The organism is Rhizobium favelukesii, assembly GCF_000577275.2.
In the GTDB taxonomy this organism is placed as follows: Bacteria; Pseudomonadota; Alphaproteobacteria; order Rhizobiales; family Rhizobiaceae; genus Rhizobium; species Rhizobium favelukesii.
Genome location: NZ_HG916852.1, coordinates 578098 through 593223, shown reverse-complemented (window position 1 = coordinate 593223; position 15126 = coordinate 578098). Strand labels below are relative to the sequence as shown.

The 15126-nt window shown below is 59.4% G+C and carries 20 protein-coding genes; 1 reads left to right on the top strand and 19 read right to left on the bottom strand.

Annotation, left to right across the window (positions count from 1 at the left end; genetic code table 11):
* Positions 1 to 2: 2 nt before the first annotated feature.
* The 19 genes from LPU83_RS41265 to LPU83_RS75090 all read right to left on the bottom strand — a co-directional run bounded on the left by LPU83_RS41265 (position 3) and on the right by LPU83_RS75090 (position 13788).
* On the bottom strand, positions 3 to 446 hold the full coding sequence (locus LPU83_RS41265; protein WP_024318342.1) for a GNAT family N-acetyltransferase: 444 nt from the start codon (positions 444 to 446) through the stop codon (positions 3 to 5).
* Positions 446 to 1114 carry a hypothetical protein gene (locus tag LPU83_RS41260; RefSeq protein ID WP_024318343.1) on the bottom strand — a complete coding sequence of 223 codons (669 nt, stop codon included), beginning with the start codon at positions 1112 to 1114 and terminating at the stop codon, positions 446 to 448. The genes LPU83_RS41265 and LPU83_RS41260 overlap by 1 nt, the downstream gene beginning before the upstream one ends.
* Complete coding sequence (locus tag LPU83_RS41255) at positions 1114 to 1752, bottom strand: hypothetical protein (RefSeq protein WP_024318344.1); 639 nt, start codon at positions 1750 to 1752, stop codon at positions 1114 to 1116. The genes LPU83_RS41260 and LPU83_RS41255 overlap by 1 nt, the downstream gene beginning before the upstream one ends.
* Entirely contained in the window at positions 1753 to 3756 is a 2004-nt protein-coding gene (locus LPU83_RS41250) for a phage tail length tape measure family protein (protein WP_082321165.1), read from the bottom strand. It abuts the gene before it with no gap.
* A 262-nt stretch (positions 3757 to 4018) separates the two neighbouring features.
* A complete protein-coding gene (locus LPU83_RS41245; protein ID WP_157997329.1) occupies positions 4019 to 4165 on the bottom strand; it encodes a hypothetical protein in 147 nt (48 codons plus the stop codon).
* Positions 4166 to 4167: 2 nt separating this feature from the next.
* Positions 4168 to 4581 carry a gene transfer agent family protein gene (locus LPU83_RS41240; RefSeq protein WP_024318347.1) on the bottom strand — a complete coding sequence of 138 codons (414 nt, stop codon included), beginning with the start codon at positions 4579 to 4581 and terminating at the stop codon, positions 4168 to 4170.
* Positions 4581 to 5030 (bottom strand): phage tail tube protein, encoded by a 450-nt coding sequence (locus tag LPU83_RS41235; RefSeq protein WP_024318348.1) that lies wholly within the window; start codon positions 5028 to 5030, stop codon positions 4581 to 4583. Before LPU83_RS41235 ends, LPU83_RS41240 begins: the two co-directional genes overlap by 1 nt.
* A 21-nt stretch (positions 5031 to 5051) precedes the next feature.
* Complete coding sequence (locus LPU83_RS41230) at positions 5052 to 5456, bottom strand: DUF3168 domain-containing protein (protein WP_024318349.1); 405 nt, start codon at positions 5454 to 5456, stop codon at positions 5052 to 5054.
* A gap of 2 nt (positions 5457 to 5458) precedes the next feature.
* Complete coding sequence (locus LPU83_RS41225) at positions 5459 to 5878, bottom strand: HK97-gp10 family putative phage morphogenesis protein (protein ID WP_024318350.1); 420 nt, start codon at positions 5876 to 5878, stop codon at positions 5459 to 5461.
* Positions 5878 to 6228, bottom strand: coding sequence for a head-tail adaptor protein (locus tag LPU83_RS41220; protein ID WP_024318351.1), 351 nt, complete (start codon positions 6226 to 6228; stop codon positions 5878 to 5880). Before LPU83_RS41220 ends, LPU83_RS41225 begins: the two co-directional genes overlap by 1 nt.
* Complete coding sequence (locus tag LPU83_RS72960) at positions 6215 to 6391, bottom strand: hypothetical protein (RefSeq protein WP_167546197.1); 177 nt, start codon at positions 6389 to 6391, stop codon at positions 6215 to 6217. The genes LPU83_RS41220 and LPU83_RS72960 overlap by 14 nt, the downstream gene beginning before the upstream one ends.
* Positions 6392 to 6402: 11 nt before the next feature.
* Positions 6403 to 6717 carry a hypothetical protein gene (locus LPU83_RS41215; protein ID WP_024318352.1) on the bottom strand — a complete coding sequence of 105 codons (315 nt, stop codon included), beginning with the start codon at positions 6715 to 6717 and terminating at the stop codon, positions 6403 to 6405.
* 1 nt (position 6718) lies between these two features.
* Positions 6719 to 7483 carry a hypothetical protein gene (locus tag LPU83_RS41210; RefSeq protein ID WP_024318353.1) on the bottom strand — a complete coding sequence of 255 codons (765 nt, stop codon included), beginning with the start codon at positions 7481 to 7483 and terminating at the stop codon, positions 6719 to 6721.
* Entirely contained in the window at positions 7483 to 8832 is a 1350-nt protein-coding gene (locus tag LPU83_RS41205) for a phage portal protein (RefSeq protein ID WP_024318354.1), read from the bottom strand. The genes LPU83_RS41210 and LPU83_RS41205 overlap by 1 nt, the downstream gene beginning before the upstream one ends.
* A complete protein-coding gene (locus tag LPU83_RS41200; protein ID WP_024318355.1) occupies positions 8832 to 9101 on the bottom strand; it encodes a hypothetical protein in 270 nt (89 codons plus the stop codon). Before LPU83_RS41200 ends, LPU83_RS41205 begins: the two co-directional genes overlap by 1 nt.
* Positions 9102 to 9156: 55 nt before the next feature.
* Positions 9157 to 11109, bottom strand: coding sequence for a phage major capsid protein (locus LPU83_RS41195; protein WP_024318356.1), 1953 nt, complete (start codon positions 11107 to 11109; stop codon positions 9157 to 9159).
* 10 nt (positions 11110 to 11119) lie between these two features.
* A complete protein-coding gene (locus LPU83_RS41190; RefSeq protein WP_024318357.1) occupies positions 11120 to 12817 on the bottom strand; it encodes a terminase large subunit in 1698 nt (565 codons plus the stop codon).
* Positions 12818 to 12819: 2 nt separating this feature from the next.
* Positions 12820 to 13362 carry a hypothetical protein gene (locus LPU83_RS73400; RefSeq protein ID WP_024318358.1) on the bottom strand — a complete coding sequence of 181 codons (543 nt, stop codon included), beginning with the start codon at positions 13360 to 13362 and terminating at the stop codon, positions 12820 to 12822.
* 291 nt (positions 13363 to 13653) lie between these two features.
* Positions 13654 to 13788, bottom strand: a complete 135-nt coding sequence (locus LPU83_RS75090) for a hypothetical protein (RefSeq protein WP_258579770.1) — start codon at positions 13786 to 13788, stop codon at positions 13654 to 13656.
* Positions 13789 to 14828: 1040 nt separating this feature from the next.
* Here LPU83_RS75090 and LPU83_RS41175 point away from each other — a divergent pair.
* A complete protein-coding gene (locus tag LPU83_RS41175) occupies positions 14829 to 15125 on the top strand; it encodes a hypothetical protein (protein ID WP_082321164.1) in 297 nt (98 codons plus the stop codon).
* The last annotated feature ends 1 nt before the right edge of the window (position 15126 follow it).

The following is a 15126-nucleotide window of genomic DNA, read 5'->3' as shown; positions in this document are numbered from 1 at the left end:
AGTTAAAGCCTTTTGATGAAAGCTGTTTCCGCGGCGGCGTACCCGCTTCTTCGATAAAGTCTGGCGACGGCCTCGGGCCTTGCCGAATGCTGCGCCGTCAGTTTGACAACAGTGCACCCAGCCGTGGTCACGGCCCACGCCTCGAACCTTTTGATGAAGCTCCACGCCAGCCCAGCCGATCGCTGATCGGGATGGACGTACATGGCCACCTCTTCAGCCATGCGCTCGCCAGTCAGGTAGTTCGTGCCAGCCCGTGCGATGAGAAACCCACAGGCAGCCTCGCCAGCGACGACAGCGAGAAAATCGGGGCTCGCTATCGCCTGAGCGAGAAACGAGCGCACGCGGTCAATCCTGAAGGGATATGAGCCGCCAGCCTCCGCGTGGAAGCTTTCCGCCAACGCGACGAGCGCCGGAAGGTCGCTCAGTCGCGCCTCGTAAATGTCCATCAGAAAATCCCTAGAAACTTCTTGCGTTTCTTCTGCGTGGGCACGACGCCCTTCTGTGAACCCCACCAAATTTTCCAAGTCGGGGTTGTGGCTGCGTCTTTGTAGAACGTGTCACCAGGGTCTCGCAGAACCTGCGTTTCATGGCTTCGCGTCTCGGCGTTGGCGCGCGTCATCTCCTGCGTATGGCTGACGCAGGTGAGCGTTACGCCGCCCTCCTCGTTCTCGCTCGGAGTTTCAATGACAAGGTTGTCGGCGAAGCCAACGAAGCGGTTTTCGGCCGGAGCAACCATCTGCCGCGTGTCCGGATCGAAGAGACCGCGATAAACCTCGACGCGAGCCTGGCGAACATCGTAATCGCGGACAAGCTGCTCCACATGGTCGTTGATCTGCGACATGTGAATTGTGACGTTCTGGACGCTCATGTTCTTGACGAGCGGAATGTCGCTCATCTGGATAAGCGTACCAGAGCCGTAGAAGTTGCGGGTTTCCGTTAGGCCGGTATCGGGATTGATCACCTGCGCCGCTACATCGCCCCAGTCACTCCAAGTGCCATCAGGCACAAGCTCGCCTGTGATCCGATCGCGCGCCACGATCCAGAGGAAGTCGCGAGCAACGAGCCTCCGCTCCTGCAACGCCGCGACGTTGGCCGCAGTCATATTGCGAGGCATCAGCGGGCCTCCCATGCATCGAAAGAGATCGAGCCCGCGCCGGTCGAAAGGTCCGTCTGCGAACTGATCGTGTCAGGGTCGACCGACATGATGCAGTGAGGACGCTTGACGCTCACCGCTGTGCCTGCCGTGACCGACGGCCAGAGGTGCGGGCGCACTTCAAGCGTAGGGAACACGCCGGAGACGTTTGCAACCGCGTCCGCCTGAACCCAATGCAAATCAGTGTTGCCTACCTGAATCATGTCGCCTTCAGACAGCTTGAACCCCGGAGGGAAGCCCCGAATGCTGAACACCTTGCGGTTGGGATCGATGCCGGTAATGCCGCCAGTTCCGTCAAATGAGCTTCCCGTCGGCCAGGCGCCGCGAGGATAGGCGATCGGGTAGCAGCGGGACAGGTTGACGCCAATGAACGACTGGATTCCGCCGTCCATGCTGGCGAGTATCGCCCGCCATTTGTCGACGGTGTTCGCCCGAACGATCTTCGTCACATATGAAGCATGCCAGATCGGCGAGCCGAGATCCTTGGCGAATGTCTTGCCACCTGCAGTGCGGGAACGCTCCTGACGATAGGCAAGCTCGAACCTCGTCGACCAGCCCGGAAAGCCCGCGAGAATGTCGCGCGGAAAGGCGATTGCCATTTAAAGACCTTTCACGTTGCTTTTACGAGCCTTCTGGACAGCGCTGATGGCACGAGAGGAGAACTCGCGGCGATCCTTCTCCTGCAACTGCTCAAGCCGCGCCAGGCGCTCGCCATCAACACCGCGGTTGTCGTAAGACGGCGAGTAGTTGATGGAGACCGAGCCGTTCGAACCGCTATCGCCCTTCCGAGTGATCCGCTCACCTCGCTCCAGGATCGCCGGCACCTCATTGGGACGAAGGCCAGCAATCCCACCGTTGTGATACCGCTTCGCTCCCTTGAAAACAGAAGGGGAGAACGCGCGGCCATGCCCATATCCATCTGAGCCGGCGATGCCGCCATTATGCAAGATACCGGGAATTATTGCGCCTCCGAATATTCCCTTTCCGGTACCGCCGGCACCCGTTGATGGAAACAAGCCGTTCAACCCTGCGTCAAAGAGCCGAGATGCAACCCTTTCGAGAGCGCCAGCTAGAATGTCTGCCCCGCTCTTTCCTTCTCGAAGATCGGAGATGATCCCCCCAAGAACGTCGCGGCTGACGTCTTGAAGCTCCTCCATTGCATCACGGTTGGCCCGGATAGCATCTCTCTCCGCGTAGGACGCCTCAACCAGCTGAGAGATTTTCGCCTTCTGCTCATCGGTGGCGGCGGCACCAGCGCGACGAAGCGCGTTCGCTTCCGCCCGCTCGGCCGACGTCATCCCGATCAGGCTTTGCTCAAATTCGAGCTGCTCGATCAGTTCAGCGACAGCTTCCTTTTCGCGCTTCGCCGACTCCGCTGCCTTGTCACGGGTTGCCTTCTTCGGCTTGCCGTAGAGATCGTCGTTGTTGAGGCTCTCATCCCGGAGGGGGTTAGAGCCAGGAACCGGCCCGTCTTCTGGAAGACTGAGACTTTCGTTTTGGATTGCCCCATCCGAGGACCTGTCGACACCAGCATATGCGCCTTGAGAGGGGTAGAGCGCTGTGGTCGCGGCTCCCGTCTGAGCGTTGACCTGTTGGACGCTACTGGCCGCTTGAAGTGCGGCGGCGGCTAACTTCTCGAACCTGTCCCGAAACTCGTCAATCGCAGGGATACCGCTACTATTGACCGCCGCGGCCAATGCGTCTTGGACGCGTTGGACGTCTTCCACCCTAAGCGAGCCGTCACGTGCCGCCTCTGAAAACTTGTTGAAGGCATCTTGGAAATGAAGAATCACTTCCGATTCTTCGCCTGCATTCTGCAGCTTGTTCACGAAATCATCATACGCGGTGATCACGTCCTTGATGGCTGCATTCGTATCTTCGAGAGTGTTCTCGTTAATAATCTGAGCGCCAGCCTGAAGGTCACTGATCTTCTGCGCGCGCTCTAATTCGTCAGCGTACTCGCGAAGCGCGGGTACAGCATCGCCCCAATCCTTGGCGAGTTGCTGGATCAACTGAGCCTGCTTCTGAAGGGTTTCCTCAGACTTCTCTCCGTTTGACAACAGCGAGGTGAAATACTGCACGGCCTCGCCGCCAAGGGCGATGACAGCGATCGTGGCGAGGGATACAGGGTTGAGCAGTGACGTGAAAGCACCAGCAACGCCAGCGACCGCACCGCGCACACCTGTTCCGCTGCCCAGCGCCTGCGTAATCTGAGTTCCCTGCTGTAGAGCTATTAGGAACGGCGATTGACCGCCAGCGAGCTGGACGCTGATGTCGTTCAATTGCGCGGCGAGGTTGCCGGTCTGAACCGTGGAGGATCGCATCGCATTCTGGTAGCGCTTGGCACCCTGCTCTGCCGTCGTGAAGGCGCGATTGCTATTGGCTGCGACCTTGCCGAACGCATTATCGGAGGCCTTGTCTATCCCCTTGAAAGCATCCTCGATAGCCTTCGTGTTGGCCTGCGTTTGACCAACCAGAGATTTTAACTGCCGTTGGATTTGACGGGTGTCGGCACTTATGCTCAAAACCAGCTGTTCGTTATCAGTAGCCAATGGGAGGCACTCACTTGGATGGTTGGTTGAAAGGGCTCGTCGCCACAGCATGCGTTGTCATCATCGCTGGCGGCGCTCACTACGGCTGGACACAAGTGCAGGCGTCGAAGGTTCGGGAAGCAGCTAAAGAGCGTCTTCAGATAGCGAAGCTGACACGCGAGATATGCAATCAAATGGCGAACGCCACGATTCCAGAGAAGCCAGGTCAGGCCCCACGAACGACCGTGTTCCTGAAGGACCTCACACCTGCGATGATCTTGGCCGCTTGGATGCCTACGAGAGAAACCAGCTCGATTTAACTGGCATCTTCTAATCATCCCGATGAAAGCCACTCCCAAAGCTCGTCCTTCTCAGTCGCGCTCAACTTCTTGTCGCCCTCCGATTCCTCGCAGACGGCGTCTAGAGCAGCGAGATATTCGAAAATCGACAGGCCCATCACCTCTTGAGGCGACAGGCCCATGGCTATTCCGTTTCCGATGACGGCGGCAAACCGGATCTTCCCATTCGGGAGCGGCTCTTCCGCTTTACCGGGCTTGCCGCCACCGATTTTTTTCCGACGTCCTCCTCCGCGCTGCCGATGACGCCAGCCCCAAGGACCTTCTGTGCAACGACGAGGTTTTCCAGCGGAGGCCGTCCCTCGACCTCGGACTCGACCAGCGTCAAGGCATCACCCTGTGACATGCCGCCGCCGATCAGCCCCCATTTGATGACCTCCGAAATATCCTGAAGCCGCCAGCGACCAGACACCAGCCGATCGAGGACGAGATAGGGGCCCGCGTCGCAGGCCTCCTGGATCTTCATCAGTTCACGCCAAGCCAGCTTGAAGAACGTCCGCCGGCCATTGAAAGGAACCTCGCAGGAACCGTCTCTGCTCATTACGGGGTCACCGGCGTGACGGTACGGACCATTTCGCCGTCGCTCTGCATGGAGACGTTCAGCGTTGCGCGGCCGGCATTGGCTGCCCCGGCTTCAACACTCTCGAGATGCATGGCGCCCGTCCAGGTGATGGTCTTGGCGGGGAACTCCCATTCGACCTTGACCGGGATAGAATCGATGCTGTCGAAGGCATCGAGCCAGGTCTCGACGCTCTCGGCCGCGAGAACGCCCTCACCGGCGATCGTCATAGAAAGCGAGGTGGCGTCACGGCCCAGCCAGTCGACCTTGTCGGGGTCGTCGCAGTCCGGAACGTTGACCTCATTCAGGCCCTTGTTCAGGGTGATCGAACGCTGCGTGAACCCGCAGGGAGCGGAATACCCAATTGGGGTAGCATCGTCACCGATTAGGACGCGGAACTTCCCGCCCTTGATGGTAGTCGCCTTGGTCATTTTAGGGTCTCCTAATGGCGGTTAAGGTTGTTCCGCGAATGCCTCGAAGGTCATCACGGCATGCGATGTCAGGCCGTCCGGGTCTCGTAGGAATCGGGTTTGGCGGTGACGGAAAAAGACGAGAGCGTTTATCGGCAGAGTCAGGTCCGGTGACTTGAGCGCCTTTCGGATCTCGTCGCTGATGCGCTTGGCTTCTGGGTACCCGGTAGCTCTCGACCAGACATCGATGTCGAGCGAGATCTCGAAGCCGTCGACGCAATCGGCGTCGTCGCTCGTCTCGTCGCCCTCCCCGATCGTGACGTAGGGAAAGACCTTGTCTGCCGGTACAGCGTCGTAGATGCGGCTCCCGACCAGAGGCGTGAGGCCAGCCGAGGCCTTCAGGCGTGCCGCTATGGCACCCTGCAATTCCAACGATGGTGAGGCCATTGCTAACCCTTGGCTTTTTTCACGGCCTTGCGCACCGCAGCCGCCATCTTCCGGCGGATCTTCGGTCGCTCTTGGCGGTAGGTGGGGAAGATGTGCGGACGCTTCGTCATCTTGACGGTACCGAACTCAAGGAAGCGCCAGATATAGTCGGCGAACACCCCCGTCGCATTGGGGTCCTTAGTTTCGTTGTCGATCCCTTTGCCGCTAACAGAACGCTCTCCCGGCCGGTTGGACAGCTTGTCCGCCTGGATGCTCTGCCTATACGAGCCGGTCTCGCTCGGAGCGCGAGGCTTGATCTTGTTCGCGAGCGACTGAGCGCCGTCCATCTGCGCTTTCGCCAGTTCCTTCTCAGCTTCAGGAACGATGCCGTTCAGGAGGCTCATCGTCTTTTGACGGCTGAGAAACTTGGCTTTCGTCTTCATCAGGCGGCAACTCCCGTCTGCACCTCGACGTAGACCCAGTAGCGGTCTGACACGGCATCAACGATCCGGATGGCGTAGACGTCGCCGGTGCGAACATCCCTCATCCGCCAATCCGCTTTGATCTGCGTCGTCTGCGCCGTGGAACGGAGGTAGACGCCCAGGATGTTGCGGCCTTCCAGCCGCGCGGCAACAACAGCCTCGGAGCCGCCCCGGGGGCGAAATGCGGCCCACGACTTGAACCGCTCGGCAAAGCCGCCTTCGGTGTTGCCGTAACCATCATCAACCGTTGTCCGCTCGTCAAAGGCGACGCGGTGCTGCAGCTCGCCAGAGGTTGGCTTACTCGGCGCCATCGGCGGGCTTTCCTGCTGACGGGAGCTCGACAGCCTTCTTGGCCGCAACCGCCTGATCGGCGCATTCTCGTTTGACGGTCAATTCCATTCCGGCCTTGTAGCCGATCGTCGACTGAGGCGTTGGCTTGTAGTCGAAGTCATGGGTGAAACGGACACGGGCCATTGAAAGCTCCTTCAGGCGATTGCAGGGTCGCGGAGGCGATACAGGAGCGCCACCACAGGATTCTTGGGGTCACCGGAGCCGAGACCGGGGAGAAGGCCGCCGGTGTCGGCCACATCGAGCAGGCTCTGGATGACGAGCAAGATCGCTGCCGAAACGCGCCCGGGGACGGTCGTCTGGTCCCATCCATGATCTGGCTTTTTCAGGTAGTCGATCACCGCGTCTTCGGCCTGGCTAATCTTCAGCTCGATATCAGGAATGCGCTCATCGGCATCTACGAGTTCTAGGCGGAGCGCGAGATTGACTTGGTCGACGGTTACAAGGGCCATGTCACTTCCCCTTCGCCGGAGTGCCTATCGTCAGCGGCTGAAACGGCTTGGCTTCCTTTGCCTCGCCGTTCTTTCCGTCGCGGCCCTTCTTGGCGCAGAGGGTCCAGTCCTTGGAGCCGTCTCCCGGCTTTTCAGAAGTCGCCTTGTCGCAATGCCAGAGCGAACCCGCCCAGGTGACGGTGTCGCCGCGCTCGTAGGGCTGGCCGTCCTTGAAGACGCCGCGGTAGAGCATGACAGGGAAGCCAAGCTCGACCTTGTAGTCGAGTTGTTTGCCAGTGAAGGACAGGAGCACCGTGCGCCCGTCATCCATTACGGAGGCGTCGAAGTCTTCGAGGTTGAAGCCATCGCGGCCGGGCTTGCCGGGCTCGCCGTCCTTGCCGACGACAGGCCCGAGGTTCTTCGGCTCACCGTTGGTCATTGTGAGGACGAGGTTGCCGTCGCGATCGATGAAGGCGCAGGCCAGGCCAAGGCCGTCCTTGCCGTCTTCTGGGGCCGGGATAGCAGCTGCCGCTTCCTTGATGGCCTTTCCGACTATCGCTGTAATATCCGGAAGCTCTGGTGTGTTCGGAATTTCCGGGATGACGATCGCCTCTATAGCTGTTTTCAGAGCCGCGAGATCAGAGGACAGATCCACTGGCGCCGGGATTGCTTCGATGCGCTTCTCAAGAGCATCCATTCGAGCCGCGAGTGGCGCCAACTCCTTCTCCAGATATCCCTTCACCACGCCGACGATCTCAGCGCCGAAGGCCTTTCCATCGAATTTCATCAGCGAAGTCCTTTGAGAATTTCCACCAAGGCGGCGCGAGCCTCTGCCTCAGACGGGTTGTCGTTGGCCGGATCAGGTTCTGTCGAAGCAGTTTCAGGTTTGGCCGTACCGAACGGGTCAGCCTGTGCATCGCGCTTGGCGAGGGCATCCAGACTGTAATTCTGCTGCTGCAGGTAGACGCTGCCACCGCCCGGCACAGGCTTGAGATCCAGCTTCCGCCGCTTCTCGTCTATAGTCATGATGCCGGACGCCTTATCGAGCGTCTCCATCATCGACACGCTGTCCATACGTAGGAGGCCATCGAGGTCGAATTCTGTACCGAGCGATTCCCCTGTGCCGAGCCCCTCGTCCAGGCAGAGCTCAATGTCCTCGATCAGCCGCTGCAAGCACTGACTGTAGAACTCGACGTTCAAGCTCTGGACGTTGTTGTTCGTCGGCATCTGCCCTACGCCGATCTTGTAGGGCGGGACATGGTAGGTCGAGCAAATGACCTCAGCACTCCATTTCAGCTGCTCGATCATTTGGCTGTCTGTGGATTTGGCTCTCATCGCCTCGTACTTGAGGCCGTCGCCAAGGACCGCAACCTTGCCGGCGTTCTTGCCGGAGAAATTGCTATCCCATTTTTCCTTGATCCGTTGCGCGGTAGCGTCCTCAATCGCACCGGGAGCCGTGAGCACACCGCCCGGCTGGGCTCCGTTCTGGAAGAACAGAGTGCTGTCGTTCTGGATCGCAAGCACCTGCATCGCTGCCAAGCCGCTGGCAAAGATCGGCGATAGGCCAACCAACGGGTGAAAAAAGCAGTTGAACCGGTCATGGATGATTTCGCGCGCCGGGACGGTAATAAGCTGGTCGACGCCACTCAAAGCGTCTGTATTCATCTGGTAGAACACCGCCCCACTGTCGGAGACGAGCGGCGTCACTAGGTCGGGGTTCAGAACATAGAGCTTGACCACAACGCCGCGCCCGTCGCGCTGCTTCAGGATATATGCGTTCCCTCGCTGCAGCTTTGACAGCACCCAGCTCTCCATGAACTGGATACGGGTCTGCCAGTCGTTCGGCTTGCGCAGGACGGGCGAATAGGCTGGGTTTGAGGTCTCCGACCAAATGCCATTGCTATCTTTCGCCACCAGCTTGATACGAAGTTTGGCAATGTCCGAGGCGATCAGCGTCCGGCACGCAAAATCAGCGTGATTGGACAGAACGGAGTCGAATTTGATCTCGACGTTCTGCTGCCATGCACCCGGAAAGCTTTCGAGGATCGACCACCATCCGCGACCGCCTTGCGGAACAGGCGAGACCGCTTTCTCAACCGACTTTGCGCGGGAGATATTGAACCCAAAAAGGCGCATCAGTTAGCGTCCTTCGCCTCTGCGATTTTCGTCTTGAGGGTTTCGGCATCCCAACCGTGGAACGGGCGCTTGCCAGTCACCGCCTGATATTCGGTGCGAAGCACTGCCAACGGCTTTGCTGGCTCTGCGCCTAGCCCTTCAGCGCCGGCCGCCTTTGCCTTCTTGATTGCGATCAATACGCGGGCAGTCTGGCTCGGTGCGGTGAACCTGTCACCCGGCAGAAGCCGACGCGTTCCATAGCTCATACGGCGAGTAGCAATCAGGTCCATCGAACCCTCCATCAAAATAAGGAGAATGGCGGGGCCGAAGCCCCGCTTTAGCGCTTTACGGTGCCACCGCGCCGTAATCGGCGTCGCCAATGTAAGCGACGGCAGATGCGCGGCGCTTCGCGAAGTTCAGCGGGCGCACGACCTTGATGGCCACGGAATCCGTCTGGAACATCGACACAACGCTCGTGTTCGCGGTCGGCGTGTCGCTAGCTCCGGCCGGTGCGCTGTCCATCTCAATGGCGGCTTCGGTCGAAAGCGAGACTTCCACGCCGCGGTCGCCGATTTTGTAGATGTCGGACGGTTTCAGCAGGATCAGGTCGCCGGCTCCGACATTGCCGCCAGCAACAAGCGGATCGCCGAGCAGGCTGCCGCCATTCGCCGACAAACCGGGGAATGCCCAATTGCCGAGAGCGTTCTGCATGAGGCCTACGGACTTGGCGAGCGACTGCGTGGTTACGAACTGGAGGCCGTCAGCGTTGTTCGCCGCGATGAAGCCAGCATAGAGCGCCTTGACGTCGGCAATAACGCCTTCGATGTCGGAGCCCGCGCTGGTGCCGGCCGTGACGCCGTTGAGGATGCCAGCCGGCGATACCCCAGCAACGGCTGCGCCGGTGCCAAGGAAGGTCTGATCGACACGCTGCGCCGATGCCTCGACGAGGGCGTCTCGAACGAGCTTCTCAGCGGACGGCGATGAATCGCGAAGAAGTTCCTTCGACACCACAGCAAGAGCGGCAACCTTGAGAGGCGTCAGGTTCACGTCGAAGAAGTCAGCCTTGGTGACCGGAATGGACTTGGATTGACCAACCCAGTAGCCGGTGGCAGCACCATCCTGGCCAGCGATGTTGACGTTGGCCGGCACTTCGCGCAGCGGCAGCTTGTCGAACACGGTACGGCTGTACAGGTATTCGATGAAGTCGCCGGTATAGCGATCGATGTGAACGAGCTCCGAACCCCACTCGCCGGATTCTGTACCGCCGCCTGCGACAGCAGCCTTGATGGTTTCAACGAGCTGTGGGTTGCTCTTGCCCCAGCGCTTATGAGCGACGCCGACCGCCGACATGTCATCGATGCGCGCCAGGGTCTTGGCGATCACCATGCGTGTGAAGCTCTGCCCTTCGAAGGCTTCGTCCTTGTCGCTCTTGATGACGACGGGAGCGCCCATACGGACGGCAGCGCCCGCTTCTGTGGTCTTGATCTGATTGGCTATTACCGGCTTTGCGGTGAGAGCCTGCGTCTTTTCCAAAGCGCGAAGGCGCTTCAGGTCGCCGTCGATCTGGCCGACTTCCTGTTCGAGCGTGTCGAACTCTTCCTGCTCGGACTGATCGGTGGATCGGCCTTCGTCGATGGACTTATGCATGACTTCACCCATGCGTGCGGACTTGGCCTGCCGAGAGGCTTCCAGCGCCGCGATCTGTTCTGCTACGGTCTTCATAGCTGCATTTTCCTTTGGCTTGAGATTTACCGGTTTGGTGGATTTTCCCGAGGCGCCGGGACGAGCAGGCCGATCGTTTGCCTTCGGCTCTTTGCCGGTCGCGGCGAGCAGAGGGCGATCGATTGACTTGATGGTGGAGATCACCGCGTCGGCATTGGCCGGTACGGACACAAGAGAGAGTTCGAGCACTTCCGATTTGATGAAGCGGATACCGCCATCATCCATCCAGGCATGCTCGAGCGAACGAAATCCAATCGAGACGGCGCGCACGAGGCCGGCCTTAAGCTCGCCCCACGCGGTTTCGATCCGGTCGCGCAGTGGGCCAGCATCTTCAATCTTCGGCAGCTTTGCCTCGAAGGTGATGCCGTCCTTGGTGGGTTTGTCGAAGGTCACGGTGCCGACAGGCTTGTCGTGAACGTGCTGATGTAGCAGTGGCATCGGGTTCTTGAACTGGACACCGAGGGGTTCCACAATGTCGCCGACACGATCCGGGTTGGGTGTGGTTGCGACGCCGCGGATAATGCGCTGATCCTCCTCGACGGCTTTCACCGTCAGGACCGAATACATCCTGTTCATGTGTGCTTCCTTATCGGCCGCCGACGACAAGCATCTGGAATTGCGGCTTACGCTTCGGTTCTGGGTTGCGGCTCATCACCGTTACGGCGTTGAAAAGAGCCATCGCGACGTCAATCTTCGCATCGCCGGCGTTCTGCTTCGTCGCTCTAATGGCAGTGGCCGTGGGCTCGATTTTTAGGTTGCCAACGCACCACTGCATGAGGCCGGTGCCAGAATGGCGCAAGGTGCCGTTCGCCAGCTTGCGCTCCGCCGTCTTGATGGCATTCATCAGCTGGAAGCCTTGCGGAACACCGATCAGCATCCCCTCTTCCTGGGTGACGCCTATCTCATCCAATGCTTCGACCATTTCGCCTAAGCCGGCAGGGTCGACGGCCACACAAGCGAGCAAGCCGGCATCTTTGATTTGAGCAATGATGCCGACGATGTCAGAGATATCCTCGAGCTCGTCGTCGACGATCGTCAACTCGCCCCGGCTCTCGAATTCGCGCAGCTTGGTTGCGATCGACTGGCGTCGTTTCAGCACACCGTGGTGACACCAGGCGTGCACCCAGCACAGCCACTCTCGCGTCACTTTATGCCTTCCGACAACAGCAAGGCCGAACAAGTCATCGAGGCCGCCGCCATCCAACCCCGGAACGATCACGTCGCAGTTGGCGACGAGATAGTCGAGCGTGATGCTCTCTACTGCCCTGCCGTCCCAGAGATCCGCTCCCGGCCACCTGTTGGCGCGAAGGTTCATGCCGATCTCGACGTTCAAATGCTTGGCGAGGAACGTCGCCAGCGTCGTCCGATCGCCCGAAAGCTCCTTAGTCATCTCGTCTTGCAGCCACTCCTGGCTGACCGATCGACCAATGTTCGGGTTCGTGACGTAGAAGTTCGCCGGATCCTCGTAAGCCTTCGTCTTGATCATCTCTGGCGGGAATTCGTAGATGACCGGCAAGAATTTCCGGTTCTCTATCACTCCATCGCGAATGTTTCGCGCGTAGTCGAGCTTTGCCTTGAAGACGCCGGCCGGAGGCTCGTCGCTCTGCGTCGACAGAGTGATTATGAACCCTTCCGGCCTCGACACCAGGCCGCCCGTCGCCTCCCTGAGCATCGCATCCGCGTTCGCTCGTTTGCCGAACACCCAAAGCTCGTCGATCAGGATTCGGCCAGCCTTCTTGCCGGACACTGTGTCCGTATCAGCGGCCACCACCTTCAGCGCCGCATCGGTCCCGAGGTGCTTGATCGTCCGCAGATGGTCTTGGACGACAAGCAAGCCGCCCTCGTCGGCATTCGCGTCGAGCTCCGGATCCGCACGGACCATCGCGGCGGCAGGCTTGTAGCTGTTCTGCGCAACTTCGATCGTCGGCGCCAGGATCAGCAGCTCCTCGTTATGCCGCCAGTTGATGATCAGCGCCGTCAGCATGATCGCTGCGGCGATAGTGGATTTCGTGTTCTTCTTGCTGATCAGCAGAAAGAATTCGGTGATGAGCTGCTTGCCGGTCTCGGCATCGTACGCCCCGAAGATCGCCGCGACGAAGTCAAACACCCACTGGTCACTTACTTCGCCAAACGTCGGTTGGCCTGGCAGGTCTGTGACCTTCAGCGCCTTGAATACGCTCAGGGCGTAGTCGGCCTCGCTCTGGAAGAGTGGCCGGAATGCTATCAGCGACCGTTGCGATACGATCCGCTTTTCCCAGTCCGGGCATGCTGTCGACCAATGCAGCGTCACTTGTTATCGACCACCAGCTTTGGGCCCGGCCGCTGAGCGAACTTACCGCCACCGGCTGCAGCGGCTGCGGCCGCATCTTTTCGAGCAGCTTTCTTTCCCGCCGGTGCCGCTGACTCGGTGAGCGTTTTCAGTGTGGCGCTGAGATCCTTCAAGGTCTTTGCCCGCTCACCGAGCGAGATCGCCTTCAAGAGTGCCTGCCGTCTCCGCGGATCGCTCTCCTCGTCGCAGATCATGTCTTCCAGCTCGCCATGCAGTGACGTCACTGCGTCGAGCTCGTCCATCATCCGGCCAGCAAGCAGTTTGCCCTTCTCCGACAGGTCCACAGTAGGTTCCACCGGCTTGGCAACTCGTTCAACCGGCTCGGACCGGTCAATGTGCTTGGGTTTGGCGTCCCTTACCCAGCCATCAGCTTTCGCCTTCTTGTTAATCCCGGTGTGAGAAACCCCATACCAGCGGGCAATGTCGCGGACACTCATGGCGCCAGCCCGGTAGTCTTTCTCGATGCCGGCCCAGTCGATGGGCTTGTTCTCTTTAGCCATGGTTTCCACTCTGGTTTCCGGCTGGAAACTGCTGGATCACAAAAAAATCTCTACATGTGGGGGACGCGGGTCCGGCCGCAGAGGCGTTTCGGATCTGGCATACCCCCCCGGGCTGCTCGATCGCTGGAACCTTCGGTGGTCCGCTACCGTTGAACGCTCATGAAGAGCACCGATAAGAAAGCCAGCCGAGGGATGTCTCGGTTTGTCATCATCATCTTCCTCATCGCGATCGCCATTGCTGGGGTTTACATGTACGCGGTTGGTCCTCAGTGGCCCTAAGCCTTCTTGGCTCTACAGTCCTACTAGTGCCCTGCGCTCCTCGGACTGGATCAGCCCATCGTGGATGCGCTTGGTCACCGTCTCGATGTTGTTGATGTCCCAGAAGAGAGTCGGATCACCGTGGTGCGGGATCCTATGGTTCGCCACCGGTGCGTTCTGATCATTGCCAGTGCCCGAGCATAGCTCTCCGCTGCGCTGGCAGAAGTAGAGGTCGCGCTCGAAGGCCTGACGCCTCAGCCTCTCCCATCGTGGAGTGTTGTACCAGGCTCGCCAGGGCTGTGTCTGGCGGCGGTGTCGGTCTCGTGCCTTCTCACCCTTGGGTCTACCAATGAGCGGAGGAAGAGTGGCCACAAGTGGCTTAATGGTGTTGAGCTTGCCCATGACTACTTCGCCTGTAGGGTAGCATTAACCCGCAAATTGCATGATCGCGTTTTGGATTGGCGAAACATGGGGCTCGGAGTGGACGCTGATACGAACTTCTGGATCGCGGCTCTTGGAACGGCAACGGGTATATTCGGATTTTGGCTGGCGTTGCGGGGGTCATCTATGGCCGAAGACAGGCGCTCGCTGCTGAGGGACCGACGTCACCCGATCTAGAGGTTATCTCCCATGGATGGCTCTCGGGTTCGGATGAATGGTACTCAATTGACGTGATGACCAAGAACCGAACCGATCGCTTTTGGGATATGGCCTCAGCACGTCTAACCCTGCCAGTTGGCGGAAAGCTCGTCACATCCCAGATCGTGCTCGTCGATGACGGCTACGGGAACAGGATTTCTCCCGCGGCTTCTGACCTCTCAGCGGACAACCTGACCAACGTCACCTCTCCGGTATCATCGGTGGCGCCCGCCGGCACGGCATCCCAGTTCAAGTTGGTGGGGGAGACCGACGGATGCCGCGAGGTTTTCTTTGCCTACATCCCATCGCGGCTTCGAGCGGAATTAATCTCGATCGAATTTACTCTAGAAGACAGAGCTCTCAATGTTCGCCAGATCAGGACCACATTGAACAGGAAGCTTAAGCCCAGAGCGACAAGTGCCACCGAGTGAGTAATAAGGACCACCTGGTTCATCCACTACCCTAACTGACCATCAATCATCGTCGCCGGACACGCTGGCCGCTTATTGCAACTCTTCGCTGTATTCGATTAAGTCTCACCTGGTTTAGCCCCGTGAGGTGAGTCGGAAATGCGCTTGAACACCCCTTGTGAAGCATTACGCCTAAAACAGTGCCTTGAGCTTCGATATGACGGCTACACACGCGTCGTTGAGGTCCACGCCGTTGGGACGACACAAGACGGCAATGACATCATGCTCGCCTGGCAGGTCCGCGGCGGCAGCAATAGCGGCGAGCGTCAAGGGTGGAAGTACCTGCGGCTTGATGAAACGTTCGCGACCCATGTGGTCGATGAATTATCGAGGGGGCCTCGGGCAGGCTACAAACGTGGGGACAAAAGAATGGCCTACGTGCGCTGCCAGCTCTAGG

What these genes read in the sequence shown, in the direction of transcription:
- LPU83_RS41235 (WP_024318348.1), bottom strand. Translation starts at nt 5,030, where the DNA reads ATGACCAAGGCGACTACCATCAAGGGCGGGAAGTTCCGCGTCCTAATC.
- LPU83_RS41265 (WP_024318342.1), bottom strand. Translation starts at nt 446, where the DNA reads ATGGACATTTACGAGGCGCGACTGAGCGACCTTCCGGCGCTCGTCGCG.
- LPU83_RS41245 (WP_157997329.1), bottom strand. Translation starts at nt 4,165, where the DNA reads ATGGGCCTGTCGCCTCAAGAGGTGATGGGCCTGTCGATTTTCGAATAT.
- LPU83_RS41230 (WP_024318349.1), bottom strand. Translation starts at nt 5,456, where the DNA reads ATGGCCTCACCATCGTTGGAATTGCAGGGTGCCATAGCGGCACGCCTG.
- LPU83_RS73400 (WP_024318358.1), bottom strand. Translation starts at nt 13,362, where the DNA reads ATGGCTAAAGAGAACAAGCCCATCGACTGGGCCGGCATCGAGAAAGAC.
- LPU83_RS72960 (WP_167546197.1), bottom strand. Translation starts at nt 6,391, where the DNA reads ATGGCCCGTGTCCGTTTCACCCATGACTTCGACTACAAGCCAACGCCT.
- LPU83_RS41215 (WP_024318352.1), bottom strand. Translation starts at nt 6,717, where the DNA reads ATGGCCCTTGTAACCGTCGACCAAGTCAATCTCGCGCTCCGCCTAGAA.
- LPU83_RS41250 (WP_082321165.1), bottom strand. Translation starts at nt 3,756, where the DNA reads ATGCTGTGGCGACGAGCCCTTTCAACCAACCATCCAAGTGAGTGCCTC.
- LPU83_RS41210 (WP_024318353.1), bottom strand. Translation starts at nt 7,483, where the DNA reads ATGAAATTCGATGGAAAGGCCTTCGGCGCTGAGATCGTCGGCGTGGTG.
- LPU83_RS41175 (WP_082321164.1), top strand. Translation starts at nt 14,829, where the DNA reads ATGCGCTTGAACACCCCTTGTGAAGCATTACGCCTAAAACAGTGCCTT.
- LPU83_RS41225 (WP_024318350.1), bottom strand. Translation starts at nt 5,878, where the DNA reads ATGAAGACGAAAGCCAAGTTTCTCAGCCGTCAAAAGACGATGAGCCTC.
- LPU83_RS41240 (WP_024318347.1), bottom strand. Translation starts at nt 4,581, where the DNA reads ATGAGCAGAGACGGTTCCTGCGAGGTTCCTTTCAATGGCCGGCGGACG.
- LPU83_RS41205 (WP_024318354.1), bottom strand. Translation starts at nt 8,832, where the DNA reads ATGCGCCTTTTTGGGTTCAATATCTCCCGCGCAAAGTCGGTTGAGAAA.
- LPU83_RS41260 (WP_024318343.1), bottom strand. Translation starts at nt 1,114, where the DNA reads ATGCCTCGCAATATGACTGCGGCCAACGTCGCGGCGTTGCAGGAGCGG.
- LPU83_RS41195 (WP_024318356.1), bottom strand. Translation starts at nt 11,109, where the DNA reads ATGAACAGGATGTATTCGGTCCTGACGGTGAAAGCCGTCGAGGAGGAT.
- LPU83_RS41220 (WP_024318351.1), bottom strand. Translation starts at nt 6,228, where the DNA reads ATGGCGCCGAGTAAGCCAACCTCTGGCGAGCTGCAGCACCGCGTCGCC.
- LPU83_RS41200 (WP_024318355.1), bottom strand. Translation starts at nt 9,101, where the DNA reads ATGGACCTGATTGCTACTCGCCGTATGAGCTATGGAACGCGTCGGCTT.
- LPU83_RS41255 (WP_024318344.1), bottom strand. Translation starts at nt 1,752, where the DNA reads ATGGCAATCGCCTTTCCGCGCGACATTCTCGCGGGCTTTCCGGGCTGG.